Annotated in this window: 22 protein-coding genes; 19 read left to right on the top strand and 3 right to left on the bottom strand. The window is 34.0% G+C overall.

All coding sequences use genetic code 11. The features are described from left to right. The first annotated feature begins 10 nt into the window (after positions 1-10). Positions 11-2,395: a M1 family metallopeptidase gene (locus tag BOQ64_RS06860; protein WP_129054460.1), complete on the top strand. Its 2,385-nt coding sequence runs from the start codon at positions 11-13 to the stop codon at positions 2,393-2,395. Between the two features lie 45 nt (positions 2,396-2,440). Here BOQ64_RS06860 and BOQ64_RS06855 read toward each other — a convergent pair whose 3' ends face one another. Further along, a complete protein-coding gene (locus BOQ64_RS06855) occupies positions 2,441-3,139 on the bottom strand; it encodes a LytR/AlgR family response regulator transcription factor (RefSeq protein WP_129054458.1) in 699 nt (232 codons plus the stop codon). Further along, a complete protein-coding gene (locus BOQ64_RS06850) occupies positions 3,139-4,179 on the bottom strand; it encodes a sensor histidine kinase (protein WP_228448247.1) in 1,041 nt (346 codons plus the stop codon). Before BOQ64_RS06850 ends, BOQ64_RS06855 begins: the two co-directional genes overlap by 1 nt. 217 nt (positions 4,180-4,396) lie before the next feature. Between BOQ64_RS06850 and BOQ64_RS06845 the strand changes: the two genes are divergently transcribed. The 12 genes from BOQ64_RS06845 to BOQ64_RS06800 all read left to right on the top strand — a co-directional run bounded on the left by BOQ64_RS06845 (position 4,397) and on the right by BOQ64_RS06800 (position 15,250). Further along, complete coding sequence (locus BOQ64_RS06845; RefSeq protein ID WP_129054456.1) at positions 4,397-5,089, top strand: DUF2490 domain-containing protein; 693 nt, start codon at positions 4,397-4,399, stop codon at positions 5,087-5,089. Positions 5,090-5,108: 19 nt separating this feature from the next. Next, positions 5,109-6,395: a CitMHS family transporter gene (locus BOQ64_RS06840; protein ID WP_129054454.1), complete on the top strand. Its 1,287-nt coding sequence runs from the start codon at positions 5,109-5,111 to the stop codon at positions 6,393-6,395. A gap of 89 nt (positions 6,396-6,484) precedes the next feature. Continuing rightward, on the top strand, positions 6,485-7,705 hold the full coding sequence (locus tag BOQ64_RS06835) for a cation:dicarboxylate symporter family transporter (RefSeq protein WP_129054452.1): 1,221 nt from the start codon (positions 6,485-6,487) through the stop codon (positions 7,703-7,705). Positions 7,706-7,787: 82 nt separating this feature from the next. After that, on the top strand, positions 7,788-8,510 hold the full coding sequence (locus BOQ64_RS06830) for a hypothetical protein (RefSeq protein WP_129054450.1): 723 nt from the start codon (positions 7,788-7,790) through the stop codon (positions 8,508-8,510). A gap of 345 nt (positions 8,511-8,855) precedes the next feature. Continuing rightward, complete coding sequence (locus tag BOQ64_RS23040; RefSeq protein ID WP_164975770.1) at positions 8,856-8,996, top strand: hypothetical protein; 141 nt, start codon at positions 8,856-8,858, stop codon at positions 8,994-8,996. A gap of 259 nt (positions 8,997-9,255) precedes the next feature. Beyond that, positions 9,256-9,390, top strand: coding sequence for a hypothetical protein (locus BOQ64_RS24485; protein ID WP_262484685.1), 135 nt, complete (start codon positions 9,256-9,258; stop codon positions 9,388-9,390). Between the two features lie 180 nt (positions 9,391-9,570). Beyond that, positions 9,571-9,849, top strand: coding sequence for a co-chaperone GroES (gene groES / locus BOQ64_RS06825; RefSeq protein ID WP_002976538.1), 279 nt, complete (start codon positions 9,571-9,573; stop codon positions 9,847-9,849). 110 nt (positions 9,850-9,959) lie between these two features. Next, the gene (gene groL, locus BOQ64_RS06820; RefSeq protein WP_129054448.1) at positions 9,960-11,585 is read left to right on the top strand and encodes a chaperonin GroEL; all 1,626 of its coding nucleotides are present in this window, start codon (positions 9,960-9,962) and stop codon (positions 11,583-11,585) included. A gap of 154 nt (positions 11,586-11,739) precedes the next feature. Further along, positions 11,740-12,459, top strand: coding sequence for a caspase family protein (locus tag BOQ64_RS06815; RefSeq protein WP_129059668.1), 720 nt, complete (start codon positions 11,740-11,742; stop codon positions 12,457-12,459). Next, positions 12,420-13,070: a PdaC/SigV domain-containing protein gene (locus tag BOQ64_RS24810; RefSeq protein ID WP_129059680.1), complete on the top strand. Its 651-nt coding sequence runs from the start codon at positions 12,420-12,422 to the stop codon at positions 13,068-13,070. Before BOQ64_RS06815 ends, BOQ64_RS24810 begins: the two co-directional genes overlap by 40 nt. A gap of 423 nt (positions 13,071-13,493) precedes the next feature. Continuing rightward, positions 13,494-14,603: a DUF262 domain-containing protein gene (locus tag BOQ64_RS06805; protein WP_129054444.1), complete on the top strand. Its 1,110-nt coding sequence runs from the start codon at positions 13,494-13,496 to the stop codon at positions 14,601-14,603. Continuing rightward, positions 14,603-15,250, top strand: a complete 648-nt coding sequence (locus BOQ64_RS06800) for an MAE_28990/MAE_18760 family HEPN-like nuclease (RefSeq protein WP_129054442.1) — start codon at positions 14,603-14,605, stop codon at positions 15,248-15,250. The genes BOQ64_RS06805 and BOQ64_RS06800 overlap by 1 nt, the downstream gene beginning before the upstream one ends. Positions 15,251-15,354: 104 nt before the next feature. Here BOQ64_RS06800 and BOQ64_RS06795 read toward each other — a convergent pair whose 3' ends face one another. Continuing rightward, the gene (locus BOQ64_RS06795) at positions 15,355-15,612 is read right to left on the bottom strand and encodes a helix-turn-helix transcriptional regulator (RefSeq protein ID WP_129054440.1); all 258 of its coding nucleotides are present in this window, start codon (positions 15,610-15,612) and stop codon (positions 15,355-15,357) included. Positions 15,613-16,120: 508 nt separating this feature from the next. Between BOQ64_RS06795 and BOQ64_RS06790 the strand changes: the two genes are divergently transcribed. The 6 genes from BOQ64_RS06790 to BOQ64_RS06765 all read left to right on the top strand — a co-directional run bounded on the left by BOQ64_RS06790 (position 16,121) and on the right by BOQ64_RS06765 (position 22,495). Then, positions 16,121-16,645, top strand: coding sequence for a hypothetical protein (locus BOQ64_RS06790; protein ID WP_129054439.1), 525 nt, complete (start codon positions 16,121-16,123; stop codon positions 16,643-16,645). An 803-nt stretch (positions 16,646-17,448) separates the two neighbouring features. After that, positions 17,449-18,477, top strand: coding sequence for a hypothetical protein (locus BOQ64_RS06785; RefSeq protein ID WP_129054437.1), 1,029 nt, complete (start codon positions 17,449-17,451; stop codon positions 18,475-18,477). A gap of 350 nt (positions 18,478-18,827) precedes the next feature. Beyond that, positions 18,828-19,733, top strand: coding sequence for a Kelch repeat-containing protein (locus BOQ64_RS06780; RefSeq protein ID WP_129054435.1), 906 nt, complete (start codon positions 18,828-18,830; stop codon positions 19,731-19,733). A 279-nt stretch (positions 19,734-20,012) separates the two neighbouring features. Next, positions 20,013-20,546 (top strand): hypothetical protein, encoded by a 534-nt coding sequence (locus tag BOQ64_RS06775; protein ID WP_129054433.1) that lies wholly within the window; start codon positions 20,013-20,015, stop codon positions 20,544-20,546. 677 nt (positions 20,547-21,223) lie between these two features. Next, on the top strand, positions 21,224-21,883 hold the full coding sequence (locus BOQ64_RS06770; protein ID WP_129054431.1) for a DUF2461 domain-containing protein: 660 nt from the start codon (positions 21,224-21,226) through the stop codon (positions 21,881-21,883). A gap of 27 nt (positions 21,884-21,910) precedes the next feature. Beyond that, a complete protein-coding gene (locus tag BOQ64_RS06765; RefSeq protein WP_129054429.1) occupies positions 21,911-22,495 on the top strand; it encodes a hypothetical protein in 585 nt (194 codons plus the stop codon). Positions 22,496-22,527: the final 32 nt, after the last annotated feature.

The following is a 22,527-nucleotide window of genomic DNA, read 5'->3' as shown; positions in this document are numbered from 1 at the left end:
CATTTCGGTTATGAAACTAAAAGTTGTTATACTTTCACTTTCTGTATTTGCATATACAGGTTTCACCGCACAAAATATTCAGAACAACCCGGGCAGCAATCATGGCAACAAGTTTGAGCAACTGGGAACTATTCTGCCAACACCCAATATTTACAGAACAGCTTCCGGAGCTCCCGGACATGCCTACTGGCAAAACAGAGCTGATTATAACATTACCGCTTACCTTGATGAGGATAAAAGAAATCTGAAAGGTTCGGAAACGGTTACTTATTACAATAATTCGCCTGATGAACTGGATTATATCTGGCTTCAACTGGATGAAAATGAACATTCCAGCATAAGAAATGCAGGATATGATAATTCATCAATACTTAAACCTTCAACAACAGACCAGCAGCTTAAGGTTACAGAACTTCCTGTAAAGGATAATGGTTATGGAGTCATCCTTGAAAAAGTAACTGATGCTTCAGGAAGCCCTTTACAATATACCGTCAATAAAACCATGATGCGTATTGATCTTCCAAAAGCGTTGAAAAAGGGAGAAAAATTTGTTTTCAAGGTAGACTGGAACTATAATATTTCCAACAGAATGAAGATGGGCGGCCGCGGTGGTTATGAAAACTTCCCGGAAGACGGTAATGATCTGTATACCATGACTCAATGGTTTCCAAGGATGTGTGTATACAGTGATTTCCAGGGCTGGCAAAACCATCAGTTTACCGGAAGAGGAGAATTTGCTCTGGTTTTCGGAAACTATAAGGTTTCTATGAACGTTCCTGCTGATCATATTGTAGGGGGAACAGGAGAATGTAAAAATTATGATCAGGTATTAACTGCTGATCAACTTTCAAGATACAGAAAGGCTGAGAATGCTTCTGAACCTATAGAAATTGTAACTTTAGACGAAGCTAAAAAAGCAGAGAAAAATCATTCTAAGCAAAGAAAAACATGGGTATTTGAAGCTAATGATGTAAGAGATTTTGCATGGACTTCTTCCAGAAAATTTGTTTGGGACGGAATGCGTGTTACGATTCCTGAAAACAATAACAAAGTAATGGCCATGAGTTTCTACCCTAAGGAATCTTATGGACTTTACAGAAAGTTTTCCACAAAGGCTGTAGCTCATACCATTAAAACATATTCAGAATTCACTATTCCTTATCCATATCCGGTAGCTCAGTCTGTAGAGGCATCCAGCGGAATGGAATACCCAATGATCTGTTTCAACTTCGGAAGAACAGAAAAAGACGGTACCTATTCTGAAGGAACCAAAAATGGAATGATTGGGGTAATTATCCATGAAGTAGGTCACAACTTCTTCCCAATGATCATCAATTCTGATGAAAGACAATGGGCCTGGATGGATGAAGGTTTAAATACCTTTACAGAATACCTTACGGAAGAAAAGTGGGATAATAAATTTCCTTCCAAAAGAGGTCCGGCATGGACAATCGTGGACTATATGAAGCTTCCAAAAGACCAATTGGAGCCTATCATGAGTAATTCTGAAAATATTATTCAGTATGGCCCGAACGCTTATTCCAAACCTGCTACGGGATTAAATATTCTTCGCGAAACCATTATGGGAAGGGAACTTTTTGATAAGGCATTTAAAACTTATGCAAAAAGATGGGCTTTCAAACATCCTGAGCCTGCAGATCTTTTCCGTACCATGGAAGATGCCAGTGGTGAAGACCTTGACTGGTTCTGGAGAGGATGGTTCTACGGAACTGATCCTGTAGACATCGCGATCGACAAAGTAACGGTAGCAACTCCTAATCTGGAGACTGATCCAAAAGCAGCTACAGAAGTAAAATATCAGGTTGACAAACCTTTAGTAAACAGTTTTGAAGATCTTTCAAAAATCAGAAACAGAGAAGATAAGAATATTACTTTCTATGTTGATAAAGATAAAGAGGCTCAGGACTTCTACTACCGATATGACAGAGGTCAGGAAAAAGTAAGCACTAAAGAATATACCACTAAAGTAGATGTAACTCTACCTTTGGATGCTAAGGATAAAGAAAAATTCAAAAATATTACAGCTTATCAGATCGATTTTGTAAATAAGGGCGGACTGATAATGCCAATCATTCTTGAATTCACTTTTGAAGATGGTTCAAAATTATATGACAAATCTTCTGCACAGATCTGGAGATTAAATGAACAGAAAGTTTCCAAGACCTATTATTTTGACAAGAAGCTTAAGTCTATTCAGTTGGATCCAATGAGAGAAACGGCTGATATTGATACTAACAATAACTTATGGACCAACAATGGATCCGGTGGTGAAACTTCAAAATTCCAACTGTTTAAACAGAAACAGGAAGGTGGCCCGGCAAGGGGAAGCTCAACCGGAAAAGTAAATCCGATGCAGGCCGCTGGAAAAATATAATTTTTACAAACAAAAACAGCTTTACAATAAAGCTGTTTTTTTATTTTAACCAAAATACTCTTTCAAATGGCTCTTATAAGTTCTGCCCAGCGGAAGCTGCTCTCCATCTTTCAAATAGATGGTATTGGAATCATATGAGCTGATATGGGAAGACAGGACAATATATGATTTATGAACTCTGATAAAACCTAAATTTTGATAATTTTCTTCAAAATTAGACATTCGATCCAGAATCATATATTTCTTTAGATGAGTCATCAGGATAATATATTCTCCAAAACCCTGAACCCATTTTATATCTTTAAGAAGTACCTTATTCATTATATAATTTGATTTGAACATAATGAAATCTTCCTGTTTTTTGTCTTCCGCAGACTGCTTAAACTGTAAGAAATCTTTTGCTTTATAAACAGCTTTTTTAAAGGTTTCAAAATCTACAGGCTTTACAAGATAATGTACTACATCCAGTTCAAATGCTTTGACTGCATACTGTGTTTCCAAAGTAAGAAATATACACAGAGGATTGTAAGGCAATTGCAATAAAAGATCAATCCCGTTGATATAAGGCATATTGATGTCCAAAATAACAAGGTCTACCCTATTCTTTTGTAAATATTGGAGAGCTTCTTCAGGGTTCTGAAAGGTTTCCAGCAATTCAACATCTTCTATCCTTGCACAGTAATGCCGGATAAGTTCTAATGCGGGATATTCATCATCCACTCCTACAATCGTCAGGTTAGCCATTATAATTTAATTTTTAAGAGAGTCTCGTATGTATTGTTGTCTGTTGCTTCAGAGATGAAAGTAAATTTTTCAGGATAGAATTTCTCCAGAATACTGATAACAGCCTCATTTCCTAATCCGTTATCATTGGAGTTCTCCATAATATTTTTATTTTTTGATACAGAGTTTCTGATCTCAAACAAAAATTCCTGATCCCGGAATTCATAACCTACCTTGATAAAACTATCTGCCTCTATTCCTATTGCAGAATGCTTCAATGCATTTTCAAATAAGGTCAGGCAAACTGATGGTGGTAGCTCAATAAGCTCAAGGATTTCTTCATCCTTCATTTTAAAATCTATATCCAAAATATTATTATACTTCAGCTGATAAAGTCCTATCAGAGATTTAATAGATGAAAATTCCTGCATCAGGGTAATTTTCTCTTTATTCGTATCATAAATAACATATTGAAGCAGCTTGCTTAACTGTAAAATAGATTCTGAGGTATTTTCGGCCTGATTAAAACTTTTGGAATAGATATTATTCAGAGTATTCAACAGAAAATGTGGATTTAATTTGGATTTCAAAAGAGCAAGATACAGCTGATCTTTTTCTTCTCCCAATTCTTTAAAATCCTGTTCAATCAAAAATTTATCTTTCGTAATTCCCAGAAAGGAGGCCACCAAAATCACAATCCCCTGTGCCGTATAAACGTTGTATAGAAATTTTGTATTGGATAGAGTTTCATCAAATTTCATGTTGAACACAGCTGGTTCCAATAAAATTCTAAAAAGACTTGATACCAAAAAACTGATAAAGGCATACAGAATAAATTCAGGATACTTATTGGAAAGATAAAATCGGGGAACGAGATAAAAATATACCAAATAATAGATTCCGATATTAAAAATAATCACAAATAATACCGACCAGATGAGTTCAGGAACATCTAAAAAGTAATTTTCGGTGAAAAAAGTGATGATAAAAAAGAATATAAAGAATAAAGTATGCTGAAACTTCAGCAAAAGTCCCCAATGATATTCCATCAGTCTTTTCAAAACCTTACCGTTAAGTAAAATCCTAAAAACCAACAATATAAATACAATATTGACAACAAAAAACATCTAAAATATCCAATTTTCAATCTTTCAAATATAAGACCTTTTTTACCTGAGATTGCAGTTCACTGATAAAAACTGTCATTGATTGAAAAATAAATTCACCACTCCTTCTTATAAATATATTTGAAACAACAGGATATTAATTCAATTTTACATGAAAATTAAATTATCGTTAATCACTATTTTTTTATTAGGATTTTGTCAGTTGGTCTATGCACAGAGCCGTGACAACTATAATATGTGGTTCCAGTATCTGATGTCTGCAAGACTGACAGATAAAAGTACCCTAACCGCGCTTTCTCAATACCGGTCTTTTGATCTGGCTTATGATACCCGCCTTTTTCTGGTGTCCACTTATGTAGACTATGAAGTAGCCAATGATGTAAAGCCTGCTTTGGGAATGATGTTTCTTATTCTGGACTCCTATAAATCCGACAATACCAAAAGAGAAAGGTATGAAAAAAGACCATTCCAACAGGTGAGTCTTGGGGGAAATATCGGAAGAACCTCAATCTCTCACCGTTTTCGTGTAGAAGAGCGATTCATCAGTAATCCGGATGAATTTATTGTAAGGCTTCGGTACCTTATTTCTTTGCGGATTCCCTTCAACAAAGCTGGAGAAAAAGAAAAGCTTTATGGTATTCTGAAGAATGAAATCAGAATGAATGTTGTGAAAGAAGAACCTTTTGACAGCAATCGTTTAACAGCCGGAATAGGCATCAAAGTCGGAAAAAACTCTGCCATAGAAGTCGCTTTCATCAACCAGTTGGAAACCGGATCTACAAGTAACTATGCCTATGTAGGTTACAGAAACAGTTTTGACTGGAGAAAAAATAAAAATAAATAACCTCAAAATACACTCACCTATGCTTACACTCCTTGGATTTCTGATGATCATTATTTTTATGGTGCTTATCATGAATAAAAAAATGACTCCTCTTACCGCTTTAGTTATTATTCCTGTAGCAATAGCATTTATAGCTGGTTTTGGTCCTCATCTGGGAGAGATGATGAAAAACGGGGTCAAAGAAATTGCCCTTACCGGCGTTATGCTCATTTTTGCCATTCTTTATTTCAGCTTAATGATAGACACAGGACTTTTTGAGCCTTTGGTGAATCTTATTTTAAAAGCTGTGGGAGATAATCCTGTAAAAACTACTATAGGAACGGCTATTCTTACTACATTGGTTTCTCTTGATGGTGATGGGTCTTCTACTTACATTATTGTGGTAGCAGCAATGCTTCCATTATATAAAAAGCAAGGTATGAATCCACTTACGCTAACCTGCATCATCATGCTGGCTGGAGGAATTATGAACATTTTACCATGGGGCGGCCCAACTGCACGCGTTATGAGTTCTCTGAAACTGGGACATACAGAAATTTTCGTTCCCATGATTCCTATTATGGCTTTAGGGATTCTTTGGGTGATTTTTGTGGCTTATATCTTAGGAAAAAAGGAAAAAAAACGCATTGCAACCCATGGAAAATACACTAAATATGGCACCAGCGATATTATGGGAGAATCTGATCCCAAGCTGCTTCGTCCCAAACTAATCTGGATCAATCTTTTGCTGACAATCATCTTGCTGGTTGTTATGATCCTAGATATTGTTCCGCTTGGAATTGCTTTTATGATTGCATTTTGTATTGCATCTGTTATCAACTACCCTAAACTGAAAGATCAGCAAAAAATTATTTCAAAACATGCAGGCAATGCTCTGTCTGTGGCAGGAATGATCTTTGGAGCAGGTATTTTTACAGGAATCCTCAACGGAACAGGAATCATGCAGGCCATGGGAAACAGTATGATAGAAATTGTTCCCAAAAGCTGGGGTGGCTATCTTAATATTATTACCGCTATATTCAGTGTTCCGCTTACCTTCTTTCTTACCAATGATGCTTATTATTTTGGAATATTACCCATCATTGAGGCTACAGGCCGCCAGATGGATATTGCACCTGAAATATTGGGAAGAGCCAGCCTTGTGGGGCAGGCTTCACATTTACTCAGTCCGCTTGTTCCTTCAACCTATCTATTGGTATCATTGGCTGGTGTAGAATATTCAGACCATTTAAAATATACATTAAAATGGGCCATCGGGTCATCCATCATCATGTTGGTAGGAGCACTGCTTCTCGGAACGATATAATTAGAATTTGACGAATAATGAGTATCTTCAACTTTATAAATAATAATCAAACCTAAAAATCTGTTTTGTAAAGACAGTTTAACTCCCAGATGAATTTCCTGCAGCCTCAAAAAACGTTCACCGGTAAATACCTCAAAAACCTTACTTTGTATGTGTTTACGGCAATGATATGCGGTGTAATGGCAGGTCATTATATTCCTGAAGAAAGTATAAAATTGGGAGTAGTAAGCCGATATTTTTTTATGGTTCTGGAAGCGTTTATTCTTCCTGTTATTTTTATGGCAATCATTTATGGAACCTGTCAGTTGTCCGAAATTAAAAATGCCAGTAATATTGTATTACAAACCATTTTTTACTTTTTGACAGTCACTTCTATAGCCATAATATTAGGCCTTATCTTTGGGTTAGTGATGCAGCCCGGCTCTGATACCGGAATTGATGTCAGCCATATCAGCACCAGCTTGCCTAAAGCTTTTGAAATCAAAGATGGACATTTTTCTACCGTTCTCTATCTCAATAGGCATGGTATTTTCCTGTTCTTATCTATTTTGATAGGCGTTACCATGAATTTTTTCTCAAAAAAAGAAAAATTCCTGAGTGTTTTAGATCGTGGGACAGGTATGTTTTACACCGTTATTAAATACCTGTACATCGTTCTGCCTTTTATTATCTTTTGTAACATTGCCTATGGTGTTGCGGTGTATGGTATCAATACACTTCTCCCATTAAGTAAAGTAGTGGCTACCGTTTATCTTGCAGATATTGTATTTATTTTTGGAGTGTTAGGACTTATCTCATATCTGTTCAGGTTTAATCTTTGGAAATTTTTACTGGATATTAAGGAGGAAATTATTCTGGTTATTACCACTTCATCTTCCAAAACCGCTTTCCCATTAATTTTTGAAAAAATGGAATCTGAGGGCTATAGCAGAAAGATTTTACGATTCATTATTCCTCTGGGGTATAATTTCAATCTTGCCGGAGCCTGTATCTATATTTCGGTAACCTGCTGTTTTTTAGTTCAGTTTTATAATATTCCTTTAAGCTTTAATGATTATATATGGCTCTTTGTTATTATTTCCATTACTTCAAAAACGGCATCCGGTGTTCCCGGTTCTGGATTTTTAGCCCTTATTTTTACCTTGAACAGGTTTGGAAAAATTCCATTAACGGATATTGCCCTACTTTATAGTGTAGACCGTTTTATGAACGAAGCCAGATCGGTAACCAATTTTATTGGCATTGCTGTTTCAGGAGCTATTATTTCTAAAATAAACCAACATCAAAAAAGTGAAATTCCCTCTGCTTAATTTGGCTTAACACTCATTTAAAGCATTAACTTTCAATTATGTAACTTTTTAAAGATTAGGATAACTAATTAATAAAAAGACTATGAGAACATTTATTTTTCTTTTATTGATAAGCAGTACTCACCTTTTTTCACAGCAACTGCTTACCCCACAAAATGCAGGCATCAATTCCAAATTGATTAAAGATGAAACCTCTGAAGCGATCTGGTATGCTGATAATGCAGGTTCAAAAATAGAAATTGGAAGCATTATTACAGAACTCAAAAAATTAAACAAAACAGATCTTTTAATCAGAACAACAGTAAAACTAAAGCAGGCTCCAGATACGAAATGGATTGATTCCACTCTTGTAAAAACCTCTGATTTTACTCCAGTCTACCACTCATCTTACAATATGATGAGAGATATGGTTCTCAAATCCGGTAAAGATAAAGTCAGCGGCTATTATCTGGATAAAAAATCCCAGAAAAAGGATATTATCGACCTCCCTGCCATCCATTATTTTGATAGCAGCAGTTATGCGATGCTGATAAGATTTCTTCCTCTGAAAGAAAACTATACCTCTGAAATTTCTATTTTCGATTACAATCCAAAATCAGAAAAAAAGGGAATCATGAAAGCCTATATTCTGGATACTCAAAAAACTGAATACAATGGAAAACCAGTGTGGGCTGTAAAAACAAATGACGATATCAGCAACAGAACTTCTACTGTCACCTATTATATTGATCCTGAAACAAGAAAAATTGTAAAACAGGATATGGATATGGCCGGAAGAAAAATGTTTCTGGAGATGATTCAATAATAAAAATATTTTCTACCTATCAATACCACCCTTCTGTCTATAAACAACTTAACAAGCTATCTTAAAACCACTTACCTTTGAAACAACAATAAAACACCAACTGTCAAAAAATCCTGATTGACATTAAATATTCAGGAATCAAAAAAACGAAGGTATTACACATATGAAAAATGCTAAATTATTAAACAGAGACAGTCAGAAATCCATTCATGGAGGATTATCTACTGCAAAACTTGTTTGTTGTGATTACGATGACAATATGAAATGTATCCGCTGGATTGGGCCGGGACAATTTTGCCCATAGAATAGTATTTGAAAAATTTCACAAACTCAACATTACGATCTATGAAAAATGCAAAACTATTAAACAGAGAAACACAAAAAGTAATTTGTGGTGGAAGTGTTACAGCCAGAATCAAATGCTGCGAAAAAGACAGAAACGGTAACTGTATCTTATGGATCGGACCGGGACAATATTGTCCATAGATCAATTCTAACATATACTAGTAAAAGCCGGAGATTTCTTCCGGCTTCTTTTTTACACACATCCTTTACCACTACCCTTTTAACTTCAAAAAAGAACATATATACACTGGTATCCAATAAATTATGTTTTAAAAAAATAAAACATAATTTCACATATAAAGGAAAAAATATTATCTTTGAATAAGACTTAAACACCAAATGTCAAAATCCTGATTGACTTTAAACGTTCAGGAAACATACAAATTAAATATTATTAACTATGAAAAATGCAAAATTACTAAGCAGAGATGCTCAGAAATCAATCAACGGCGGAGCAGCAGGACGTTTTTGCTGTGAGTACAATTACAAAGGACAATGTATTCTATGGATAGGACCAGGACAATATTGCCCATAAAAACCTACCTGTAAAAATTAAACACTTACAATAAAAGCCGGAAATTTCCGGCTTTCTATTTTTTATTTTTCTGCCAAATTTTCACATTCAGGGTCAAAAGTCTGCCATTTCAGCCATCCATGTCTCATGGCATACATTTAGAGAATTACAACACAGAAATAATTAAAAAATAAATATATTATGTCAGTAAACTTTAAACCATTGGCAGACAGAGTTCTGGTAGAGCCAATCGCAGCAGAAACTAAAACAGCTTCAGGAATTATCATCCCGGATACTGCAAAGGAAAAGCCGCAAGAAGGTACTGTAGTGGCAGTAGGTCCTGGTAAAAAAGATGAGCCTACAACTGTTCAGGTAGGTGACAAAGTTCTTTATGGAAAATATTCAGGTTCTGAATTGAAGTTAGAAGGTAAAGATTACTTAATCGTAAGAGAAGCTGACTTATTAGGAATCATCGGATAAGAATCCAGATATAAGACATCAGATTTCAGACTTAAAACTGAATAAAAAATAATTTTCAAACAATGCTTGACGTCTAATATCTAACGTCTGGCATCTAATATCTAAATAAGATGGCAAAAGAAATAAAATTCGATATTGAATCAAGAGACGCTCTAAAGAGAGGAGTTGATGCATTAGCAAATGCAGTAAAAGTAACTTTAGGTCCTAAAGGGAGAAATGTAGTAATCGAAAAATCTTTCGGTGCTCCACACGTAACTAAGGATGGTGTTTCTGTTGCAAAAGAAATCGAACTTGAAGATAGAGTAGAAAATATGGGAGCGCAAATGGTAAAAGAAGTTGCTTCCAAAACTAATGATATCGCAGGAGACGGTACTACTACCGCTACTGTATTGGCACAGGCTATCGTAAGAGAAGGTCTTAAGAATGTAGCTGCTGGTGCTAACCCAATGGATCTTAAAAGAGGGATCGACAAAGCGGTAACAGCTGTTGTTGAAAACCTTAAAACACAGTCTCAGGCTGTTGGAGATTCTACAGATAAAGTAAAGCAAGTTGCTTCTGTATCTGCTAACAACGACGAAACGATCGGTGCTTTAATCGCTGAAGCTTTCGGAAAAGTTGGAAAAGAAGGTGTAATTACTGTAGAAGAAGCTAAAGGTATCGATACAACTGTAGATGTTGTAGAAGGTATGCAGTTCGACAGAGGTTACCAGTCACCTTACTTCGTGACTAACCCTGAGAAAATGCTAGCTGAACTAGAAAACCCATATATCCTTTTAGTAGAGAAGAAAATTTCTTCAATGAAAGAATTACTTCCAGTTCTTGAGCCAATTGCACAAGGTGGTAAGTCTCTATTAATTATCTCTGAAGAAGTTGAAGGTGAAGCTTTAGCTACTTTGGTAGTAAACAAATTAAGAGGTTCTCTTAAAATTGCTGCTGTAAAAGCTCCAGGATTCGGAGACAGAAGAAAAGCAATGTTAGAAGATATCGCTATCCTTACAGGAGGTCAGGTGATCTCTGAAGAGCAAGGTTTCACTATGGAAAACATCTCTTTAGATATGCTTGGAACTGCTGAAAAAGTAACGATTGACAAAGACAACACAACTGTTGTAAACGGTGGTGGTGACGAAGCGAAAATCAAAGGAAGAGTAGCTCAGATCAAAGCTCAGATGGAAACTACAACTTCTGACTACGACAGAGAGAAACTTCAGGAAAGACTAGCTAAGTTAGCGGGTGGTGTTGCTGTCCTTTATGTAGGTGCTGCTTCTGAAGTAGAAATGAAAGAGAAAAAAGACAGAGTTGATGATGCACTTCACGCTACTAGAGCAGCTGTTGAAGAAGGTATCGTTGCAGGTGGTGGTGTTGCTTTAGTAAGAGCAATTAAATCTCTAGACAACCTTTCTGGTGCTAACGCTGACGAAAACACAGGTATCAAAATCGTTAAGAGAGCTATCGAAGAGCCATTAAGACAAATCGTTGCTAACGCAGGTGGTGAAGGTTCTGTAATTGTTGCTAAAGTAGCAGAAGGAACAGGAGACTTCGGATACAACGCGAAAACTGACGAGTATGTTCAAATGCTTGAAGCAGGTATCATTGACCCAACTAAAGTAACAAGAGTTGCCCTTGAAAACGCAGCTTCTGTATCTGGAATGCTTCTTACTACTGAATGTGTTATCACTGAAGTAAAGAGCGCTGAACCAGCTATGCCAATGGGTGGTGGAATGCCAGGAATGATGTAATAGCAAGTCGCTAAGACAATTTAATATATTAACCGTTCTGCTTTTGTAGGGCGGTTTTTTTATCAAAAAAGTATACTAATCTTTTTATATTTATATTATTTAATGAAATAAGAAACTCTAATGTTTTAGTTACCATTTCTTTATACTAATAAAAATGAAAAAGATTATAGCCATTGCAATTGATGAATATGAGGATAAAACAATATCCGATTTAGTCAATTGCGTAAAAGACACAAACAAACTTATTGATGTACTTTTTAGAAGATATCAATTTAACTCTTATGATTTATATGCTCAAAAAGAACAAACTACATTATCATTTCTATATAATCAACTATATTCTGAATTAATTAACTCATTAGAAAAAGATGAAATTTTAATTATTTTCGCTGGCCATGGTGAATATATACCAGCTTTAGAGTCAAATTATTGGTTATGTTCTGATTCTAAAAAAAATGACTTAACAACTTGGTTTAATATTGGAGATTTAATAAAATTTTTCAAAGCCTCACCTGCTAAAAATATTGCTTTGATTTCTGACAGCTGTTTTTCAGGGGCGATTTTCCAACTTAATCGTGGAGGAGGCTTAAAAGCTTTACAAAACAAATATTCAAGACAAGCACTTACTTCTGGTGGTATAGAAACAGTAAGTGATGGAAAAGAAGGTGAAAACAGCCCTTTTTGTAATGCTGTTTTTTCTATTTTAGAATCTAATAATCAAAAACATTTGTCCTTTAATCACTTTTCTGAACAAGTCATATTACAATTTAATGAGGATAGAACACAAACGCCATTGCATGGTTCACTATCTGGCTCAGGAGATAAAGGAGGTACATTTTTTTTGAACTTAAAGATAACAATGAAACATCTATAGTAAAAACGATACAATTACCACTGGAAATTAATAAAGATATTAAGATAGAAAATACCATCGAAATTCCTTTCTTTATTGAAAACAAAAAGTTCAACAATGATTTCGTTAATGCTTTTGTCCAACAACTTGGATATTCAATCATAAGTAATATTAGAGTCTTTGTAAATGAAGACGAAAATTATTCGATTTCACGTAGTAACGAAAATGAATTCTATTTAGATGTCAATTACACTATTGAAACATTAAATGATAACTTCCTAAGTATTGTAATCACCGAAAGTGATTATTTTGGCTCAGCACATCCAAATTATTACGTTTACAGTATCAACTTTGCCTTACAACCAGAAAGAAAAATCTCACTATTTGAAATTATCGACCATAGTGATTATGAAAATATTGAATTCTTTCTTATTGCTATGATAAATCAATATTCTGACACAGAATGTGCCTCAATACTTTTAGAATTTTGTAAATATGAATATTTACATGATCTTGGTTTTTCCTTTAATTCTGAAATATTTACTATTTATTTTATAAACTTACTCCCTCATGTTGCGAAGGGTTGTGGGATTTTAAATATTCCAATAGATAAAATAAAATTGAAGGTTTAACAAAGCACTAAACCAGCAATGCCAATGGGTGGTGGAATGCCAGGAATGATGTAACAACGTGTCGCTGAGACAAATTATATATTAACCGTTCTACTTTTGTAGAGCGGTTTTTATTATATAATTATTTTAATTATATTTGATTAACTTAAATAAAACCATGAAAGAACATCAATTCATTTCTTATTTCACATCTCCATAATTTAGTTCTAGAATCTAACAAAGTAATTAGGGGACGTAAATCTTTACTTAATAATCAGTATTCGACTATAGGTTTATAATTTGCAAGAAAAGCGTAAAAAATTCTAAGCCATATAAATAATATATAAAAATCTATGGAAGCATATTACTTATATAAATTTGACGTAATGTGTAACTTTAGAAGTTAGATCAAAGCATAACAAATGAAAGTTTGAAAAATTAATTATGAAACAATCAGAAAAATTAATTATAGAGATTGAACAAAAAAGAACAGAGTTCAAAACAGAGAATTACCCAATGTCTATTGGAGAGCTTGTGAATTTATTCGAAAAAGGAGAAATTTTAATAAACCCAGATTTTCAGAGGTATTTTAGATGGACAAACAGTCAAAAATCAAGACTTATTGAATCAATTTTATTAGGCATCCCTGTTCCTTCAATTTTTGTATTTCAGAGAGAAGATGGTATATGGGAAGTTGTAGATGGATTACAAAGAATTTCAACATTATTACAATTCATGAGCGATTTGCCAGAAGCGGAAGATATCCCTAAAAAAGAGAGACTTAAACTAGAAGGGACAAAATATCTTCCAAGTTTAGAAGGAATGGTTTGGGAATACAAAAATGACGGAGATTTAGAAATCCCTAGTTCATTAAAACTATTTATTAAAAGATCAAAACTTAATTTCTCGATAATATTAAGTGATTCTGGTCCAAATGCAAAATTTGATGTATTTCAAAGACTTAATACAGGAGGAACATATGCAAGTGACCAAGAAGTCAGAAATAGTGTTATGATAATGGTTAATAAACCAACTTTTACTTGGTTTAAAGAATTAGCAAGTGACAACAATTTTGTTGAAACTATAGCATTAACCGAAAGACTTTTTGAGGAACAATATCCAATGGAATTAGTTCTTCGTCATATTGCACTATCTCATTATACGTACTCACCAAAGAAAGAACTTAGTGATTTCTTTGATGAAATTGTAGAGAAAGTTTTAATAGATACAACTTTTGATTATGTTGGAATAAAAGATAAATTCTTTAAAACATTTGAATTATTAAATCAATTGTTTGGTGATAATGTTTTCAAAAGATTTGATGGACAAAATTTTAAAGGGAAATTTTTAGAATCAGCATTTGAAGCAATATCAGTTGGTGTATCTTCAAATCTAGACAACTATCAACTACCTGATGACATAGATTTTATAAAACAAAAAATAAAAGATTTACATACACAATCTACTTTTCAAAGATTCACAGGTTCAGGTTCAAATGCAAGAACAAGAATTCCTAACATTATTCCGTTTGCAAAAGATTATTTCCGAAAATAATGGCAGCTAGAATTCAGACATTTGATAATCTTTCGGACAAATTATATGGAGAATTATCTTGGAGAAGAAAAGAACTTACTTTAATAAAAAGTAAAATACCCACAAGTAAAAATTCTTTACAGTCCGCTATGATTAGAGCCTCACTTCCGTTGCTGTACGCACATTGGGAGGGATATGTCAAACTAACTATGAGCTATTATTTGGAATACGTATCAAACAAATATCTAAAAAATGATGAATTAAAAACTCAATTTATTGCTCTTTCATTACAAAATAAATTAGGTGATTTAAATAACAGTTCTTTTGAAAACAGAACTAAAATCATTGATTTTATTTTTACTGAAATCAATAAGCAATCAAATATTCCCAAGAAAAACATTATAAATACCAAGTCTAATTTAAGGTATGATGTTTTAAGTGAGATTTTATTTATACTCGACCTTCAAGATTCTCATATAGAAAGTAAAAAGGAGTTGATTAATGACCTTGTTGAAGAAAGGAATTATATAGCGCATGGAGAACATAAGATTATAGATTTAACAACATTTGAAAACTTTTATGATGACATAATTTCTTTAATGGATTACTTAAAAACCACCATTGAAAACAATGCTATACAGGAGAAATTCAAAAAAGCGAGCACATAATAAAATATTTCTCGTTGAGCAATGTCTCCTGACTTTGTTCCAATAAAAACAAAATCAGTTTATTTAAAAATAAGCTCCGAAGTCTTCAGACTTCGGAGCTTGGTTTATTTATCTAATTCAGAATAATATTCTTCAAAATCAAAAACAATATCAAATAATTCCTTTGGGTCTATTCTTAATCCGGTTGCAATTTCAATAAAAGTACTGAGTTGACAATCAATCTTATTATTAGCAACATCACTAATCCTTGCAGCCGTAACATTACATCTTTCAGAAACCTTAGAATAAGGAGTTTCTCCTTTTATTTCTTTTATTTTTTCTGAGACCATTCTTTTGATTTCATCAGTCTTAAACTCGTTCATAATCGCACTGTTTAGTGCAAATTGTAATTATTAGTATAAATTATCATTACCGAATTCGGTAATATGAAGATATTTTTATTATATTTGGAAAAGATTACTCATTAGAGTAATTTTGCGATACTTCAACGAAATATAGAAGCTATTGCTTAGAGTCTTGTCATAGAAAACTGGTAATTTTTAAAGCAACAAGATGATAAGTATGAAGCTCACGACCTAGGCGTGGGCTCTCTTATCTGTTGCACGGTATACCAGTACCTCTATGACAGATATTGTAGAGTCTCATGCCGTTTTTATTTTCATGCTGTTCTGCTTTTCTACAATCATCTTATTCTAAGCCTGCTTTACAACATAAAGTATCATGATACGGTACAATGGGGTGTACAATCCATTGCGGCTTTCGGGCTTTTAGAAAAACACAAATTCTATTATATTCATTGGCTTGTATGGCAGGAAGTTCAGGACTTCCTCCTTTACGGCCAGTAAAATCGTAAAATAAAAATACAAACTCATGAAAAAAAGCAGAACAGACTTTCACTCCCGGCTTGGGAAAGGCCACAAAAAATACTACGGCTTACAGCTGATGGAAACCTATTTTCAGCTCAATGACCTTACAGCATCCAAGGAACAGCTAAACAACATTATGAATTATGCTCTCAAACGAAATAGCCGGATACAGGAAGATCCGTCTGTCATTCTTCATTTTTATCAGGCGATGCGGTCATTCATTCGTGCAGGTTACTTCATAGCGCTGAAGGAAAAGAAAGGGATCGTCAATATCCCGTTGGAAGAAGTATCTCCATTAGTTCTTGGCTTGCTTTCTGAGAAAGAATACCAAAATCCTCTGTTGGTCTTCAAAAAAGCATTCAAAGAATACAGCATCAGGGAATTTGATTATTTTATATCCGGGATGGCCTATTTCTCACTTGGGGTATACAACAATCTCCCAGAAAGGAATATGATAAACCCATATATTCATCTGATCAAAATGCTGGATGCAGCGTATCTTCTTCTGGAAAGGAGAAGGAAAAAATAAAAATTCCTGCGTCAATAGACTTCGGGCAGTAATGCAGCTCTGCCCTCTTCTATAAATCCCTCCAGCCTTTATTACAAGTCTCTATAGTCACTTAATGAATAAAGTCCAGTTACTTCTGAAGCCCCTTTAATCACTTCCATAAATCCCTTTAGACACTTGTATAAATGGCTATACTCCCTTAGGAACAACCTGCATCAATAATGCAGCCTCCTATAACCATTTTACAAAACCTCTTTAGCTACTTCATAAAGAAGCTCCAGCCACTCCTGGCCCCTCTACAGCCACTTCAATAAGCCACTTTAACCACTTAGATAAGTGGCTATATCCTCTTGAGAACGGTCTAAATCCACTTCACAAAGCCCCTCCAGACCCTTCCATAAGTCCCTGAAACCTCTTGAGCAAGGCGAGACCTCCCCTTATCCAACCCCATCTACCCCCTTAGGTAAGGGGGTATCCGTACTTGATGATGAAGTACAGAATGTAAGTGTAGCCGTTCTGTTTTCAGAACAGTTTTTATTTTTTTAACCTTAAAGCATCCCTTCATTATTCAAGGATTTATGGGTAAATGTGAGGTATTAATGGCTCACTCTAAAACATCTCAGCTTTGAGTAAATAAAAACAGGTTCTCTAAAGTAAGAAAGCTTCAGAGACAGTATTTACACCATATAACACTGTCTACAAGTCACTTTCAATCAACAATAAAATATTATTAAAAAAATTAACAAATAAATACCTAAACAATCAAAACTATGAGTAAATTTGAAAAATTTTAACAAAATAACCATATAAAACTTAAAAGAACAATGAAGAAATTGATCTTAATGACTTTTTTAACGTTCTCGTTAGCAAGTCACGCTCAGGATTTGAAAAAAATTGAAAAAGAAAAGGCAAAACTGCAACTTTTTGAAGAAGAAAAATTTCCTGAGGCCTTCAATGAAATCTACAAAAAGAATGTTGGAAAAGTTTTGTTTTCAAATTCTAAAACTGAACGAGCACTTCCCGCTTCAGAATATATAACAACATTTACCTTAGGAGACAAACTATTTCTCAGAGGATTTTATGCACATTCTGTTTCAAACAGTATCTTATTACAATTGGTAGAAAGTGGCATGAAGACCAAGGATATTAATGGATGGAAAGATTCTTTTGATTCCCAGACCAGATTGATATCAAACCTTTATTTTGATGATCAGTTCATAGCGTCTTCAGGGAGAGATGAATATTTAAATGAAGAGGATATGACAAGGAAAAACTTATCCATGAAACATAGCCTCAACGACGGTACGGAAACCCTATGGATGGGAGAAATTCCTTTTCAGAAATTACTGGGCAAACAAGAATTATTAACACCTGGGAAACATAAATTAAAAATAGAACAGGTTCCTTTAAAAACCTTTGGAGGAGGTGCCGATTTTCAATATAAACCGATAGCCGTGGGTGAGATTGAAGTTATTGTACCGAAAGAAATAAAGTTTAATGAATCCGATTGCTTTCCAAAAGCCGCTATCAAGGATGTAAAATTAGAAGCAGAAACCCTTAAAGCGGTAAAAAAATTCTACAAAGATGGTGCACCAAATGCATTTAAAGTAATACTGTTCAGTAATGAAATGAAAATCATCAGACAAGAATATACAGGAGTAATCCTTAGAAAAGCTTATGATGCAGTGGTAGTTTCAAAAAAAGGGGACGAAGTATGGTATAATTATTATACATTCCACAAAGAATATAATGGTTCAAAATATGAGGAAGCCGTTATAAACAATGATGTAGCAACTTCTATACGAGCAGAAGGGAAAGTAGTGAATAAAGGCTGTCTTAAGTTTTTAAAATAATAAAAAAACATCAGTAAAATATTAAACCAGCTGGGCAAGATCTCTCAGTTTTGTACTCATAAACAATCCGAAGTCATAAGGCTTCGGATTTATTTTTAATAACAAACCAATGTGTTAATCCCAGCTCCGCAAAGTCTCCCGACTTTGCGGAAATAAAATAAATCATCCGAAGTCAGGAGACTTCGGATAGCGGTAATGAGATACAGAACCTAAGTAAAACCGCTCTGTTTATAACAAAAATAACCTCATGCTCATTTGACTATAAGCGATTTTAGAAAATTCTCTTCAACTTTTCCTATCTTTAAACCACCCAAAACTTCAATAAAAATAAATACTAAGCACTACCACCCTTGAAAACAAAATTATTATTCCTTTCACTGTTGGGTTCATTCTTAGCCCATGCACAGACTCTTCATTTTAAAAACCTTGCCAATATGTCTGCAGGCAGAGGAGCCGTAACCAGTGTAATAGTGAATGATAATATCTATGTGAGCAATGGATATCAGGAAAAAGGAGGTGATGCGAAGTATATTGAGAAATATAATATTACTGGTAACAGCTGGAGTATTCTCAATTCTACCCTACTTACCAAAAAATTTGCTAATTCGGAGACTTACGATAATAAAATCTATATTTTTAACGGTTGGGGAAACAGCCATCTTGAAATTGTAGACCTTGCCACCAATACCATAACGAAGGGGGCTGTTAATCGTTCCTATACAGGAAATGCAGGTTCTGCCATCTATAATGGCAAGATATATATGTTTGGCGGAAGCGGATTAAGTGGAGCCAAGACCTCTGTATTTTCCAATAAATTCCAGTATTATGATATTGCTTCAAATACATGGAATCCCTTACCAGATATGCCCACAGCCAGGGAAACAAAAGGTAAAATTGTTAATGATAAACTTTATGTCATTGGTGGTTTTAACGGTACCCCATCCCGCCTGATTAATGTTTACGATCTCAAAACGAATCTTTGGACCAATCAATATACAATGCCTGCTGGTATATACGGACACTCATTAGCTGTATCCGGTAATAAAATTTTTATTGTAGGTGGTGTGAATAATCAAAGTTTCCTGGCCTATTTTGATACTACAACCAATACATTACATCAGTTGTCATCCAATATGATTCCCAGAAGACATGCTGCTGCGGAAGTATATAACAATAAACTTTACATCATCGGCGGAAGTACAACCTCTCTCACCAGCTCAGCTATTAAAAGCATACAAGTGGCAGATATTGAATAACATACACTCTCTGCAAATGCACACTGGGATCAAGAAAACAAATAAAGCACATTAGTATGATGTATCTCTGGATCGATAAAATTAAAAGCACATGGGCCAGTGAAAATATAAAGCTTAAAATGCACAATACTATCTATAAATGATTTATTGCAAACCATGAAATATTATTCAAAATATCAACATATAAACATCCATACAATCAGAACTATATGTAAATTTAAAGCCTTTAAGTAAAGCCATTACTCTAAAAAAATAATAGTAATTATTAAATAAAAAACAATGACCAAACAACTAAAACTACCAATCATACTATTAATAACAGTTGTAAGTATGAATGTAAATGCTCAAAAGAAAACAACTGCAAAACCTGCAAAACAAGCTACAGAAAACAAAACATCCAAACCTAGCAAACAAGAAACAATGGATTGGATTGCGGGGAAAATGAAAGAAGGCTTAGGTAAAGAAAGAGAATTTGTTTCATATTCCAACGGAGAATTTGTGTATAAAGTAAAAATAGGTGCCTACGATTGTATTTCTACAGTATATCTAAATAAAATCACAGGTATGTCTCCTGAATATTCCAACGATTTTTATGTGAAAGGCTCAGTCATTAAATACACAGATTTTGGTAAAGAATTTAGCTTTAGAAATATATCTGATAATGAAATGTCTATTGCAGGCCCTAACTATAATGAGTATACCCAGCCTTTTAGCTTCAAAAATGATGATGCCTTGGTTGCAAGATTAAAGAAAGCTTTCACTACCTTAATTGATTATAACTCAACAAAGAGAGCAGCCGGAGAAGCTTTTTGACAGCAACATCTGCAAAACAATTTAATATACTACCGTTCTGCCTTTGTGGAACGGTTTTTATTTAAGAAAATTGGATAAACGTCAAGATCAATAACTACCAATAAAACTACAAAAAGATGAACGATACTTTTACAATTGATGATTTGCAGAATATATGGTAAAAGGTAATGACTTTGCGCAAAAAAATAAATAATTCAAAGTCAAAAGACTTCTGCTGGTAAATAACAATATTGTTCTTTTATTCCAAGATAAAACACCTTCACTCCTACCATTTCCTCTCCACCCAACTTTTACCTATATTTGTTTCAATAACGTACACAAATATGCAAAACAAAAAATACAAAAAGGAACTTATATCTTCAGGTATAAAAATGAGAAAGGAGTTTTACAACAGGTTAGAATTATAGTATAACAGAACTAAAGTCATGAAAATTAAACATGTATTAATTATTTTTTTAATTGGTTTTTTAATCAATAGTATTGGAGCACTACTTAAAATAACCCATCTGAGTTTTGGCCCATTCTCTGGTAACGCAGTTCTCGTAATGGGTTCTTTTTTTGAATCCGCCGGAATATTATTATTACTTTACAAATTATTGACAGGTCCAAAATTTAAAAAATTTTTGAATTGGTAAAAATAATATTCATCATTATTCAACAAACATTTATACAGCTATATGCAAAAAGCATTTGAATTCCTCAAACAATTAGAAAAAAACAATAACCGCGACTGGTTTGCACAACACAAATCTGAATATGATTTGATTGTAAAAGAAAACAAAGTTTTTTTTAATAAGATTTACTCTGAGCTTCAGGAATACGATAAGCTAAAAGGAATTCATATTTTCAGGATTTACAGAGATGTTCGTTTTTCTAAAGATAAGACCCCTTATAAAACAGATTTTGGAGTTGGATATTCCCGTTCAAAACCGATGCTGAGAGGCGGATATTATATTCAGTTGGAGCCTGGCAACAGCTTTGTAGGCGGTGGCTTCTGGGGACCTGATGCTAAAGATTTACTGCGTATCCGTAAAGAATTCGAGATTAGCACCAAAGAAATTGAAAAGATTACTTCTGATGAAACTTTTGTAAAATATTTCGGAGAACTTAAGGGCGATTCTGTGAAGACAGCTCCACGAGGCTTTGATAAAAATCATCAGGCTATAGATCTCATCAGGAAAAAGCAATTTGTTGTGATGCGAAAATTTACCGATAAAGAAGTGTTATCAGACAATTTCCAAAAGGAAGTACTGCAAACTTTACTGGCCATGCGTCCCTTTTTTGATTATATGAGTGAAGTCCTGACAACAGATCTTAATGGAGAACCATTAATTTAAATTATCCAGCACCTTTTTGTACTAGCCATGAAGAAATTACATATTGCTATTCTTGTAACCAGTATCTCCCTAATTTCCTGTCATAAAAAGGATAATAATACTGTTGACTTTGAGAAAAAAGTATTTGATGATGTTTTCCTGTCAGCAGTGGATTCTACGTTGGTTGATCTGCGAACTTACACAGGATTTCAATATTCAGAAAAACAGTTGGACTCAATTAAGAAAGATACATTACACCGAATTGTTGCGTTTAATACTCAAAATTATATAGCCCCTGATGATTTTTTAGAAGACAGCAACCTAAAATATAAACTGGCCAATGATTCTGTGTGGAGTTTTACATTAGAAAAATACAACTCTTTACAGTACACTTTTAAAAACAGGAATGAACTCCCTCTTACAGGAGAACTAACTGAATGGAAAAATAAATATCCTAAATTTTCCGGTGGCTTAAGCTTCTCTAAAATTTATTTCGATGAGGCAAAAGAAAATGGAATTTTTGAAGCAGCCTATTATTGTGGTCCATTATGCGGACTTGGATACACTGTTCATATAAAAAAAGCAAATAATAAGTGGATAATTTTAAAAGTAGAGAAATCCTGGATTTCGTAAAAATTTCACAATATTATATCCACACAATATAA

The sequence above is a fragment of the Chryseobacterium sp. CH25 genome, assembly GCF_004119455.1.
In the GTDB taxonomy this organism is placed as follows: domain Bacteria; phylum Bacteroidota; class Bacteroidia; order Flavobacteriales; family Weeksellaceae; genus Chryseobacterium.
The sequence above is the reverse complement of the archived record's forward strand: the minus strand, read 5'-3'. Positions and strand labels throughout refer to the sequence as shown.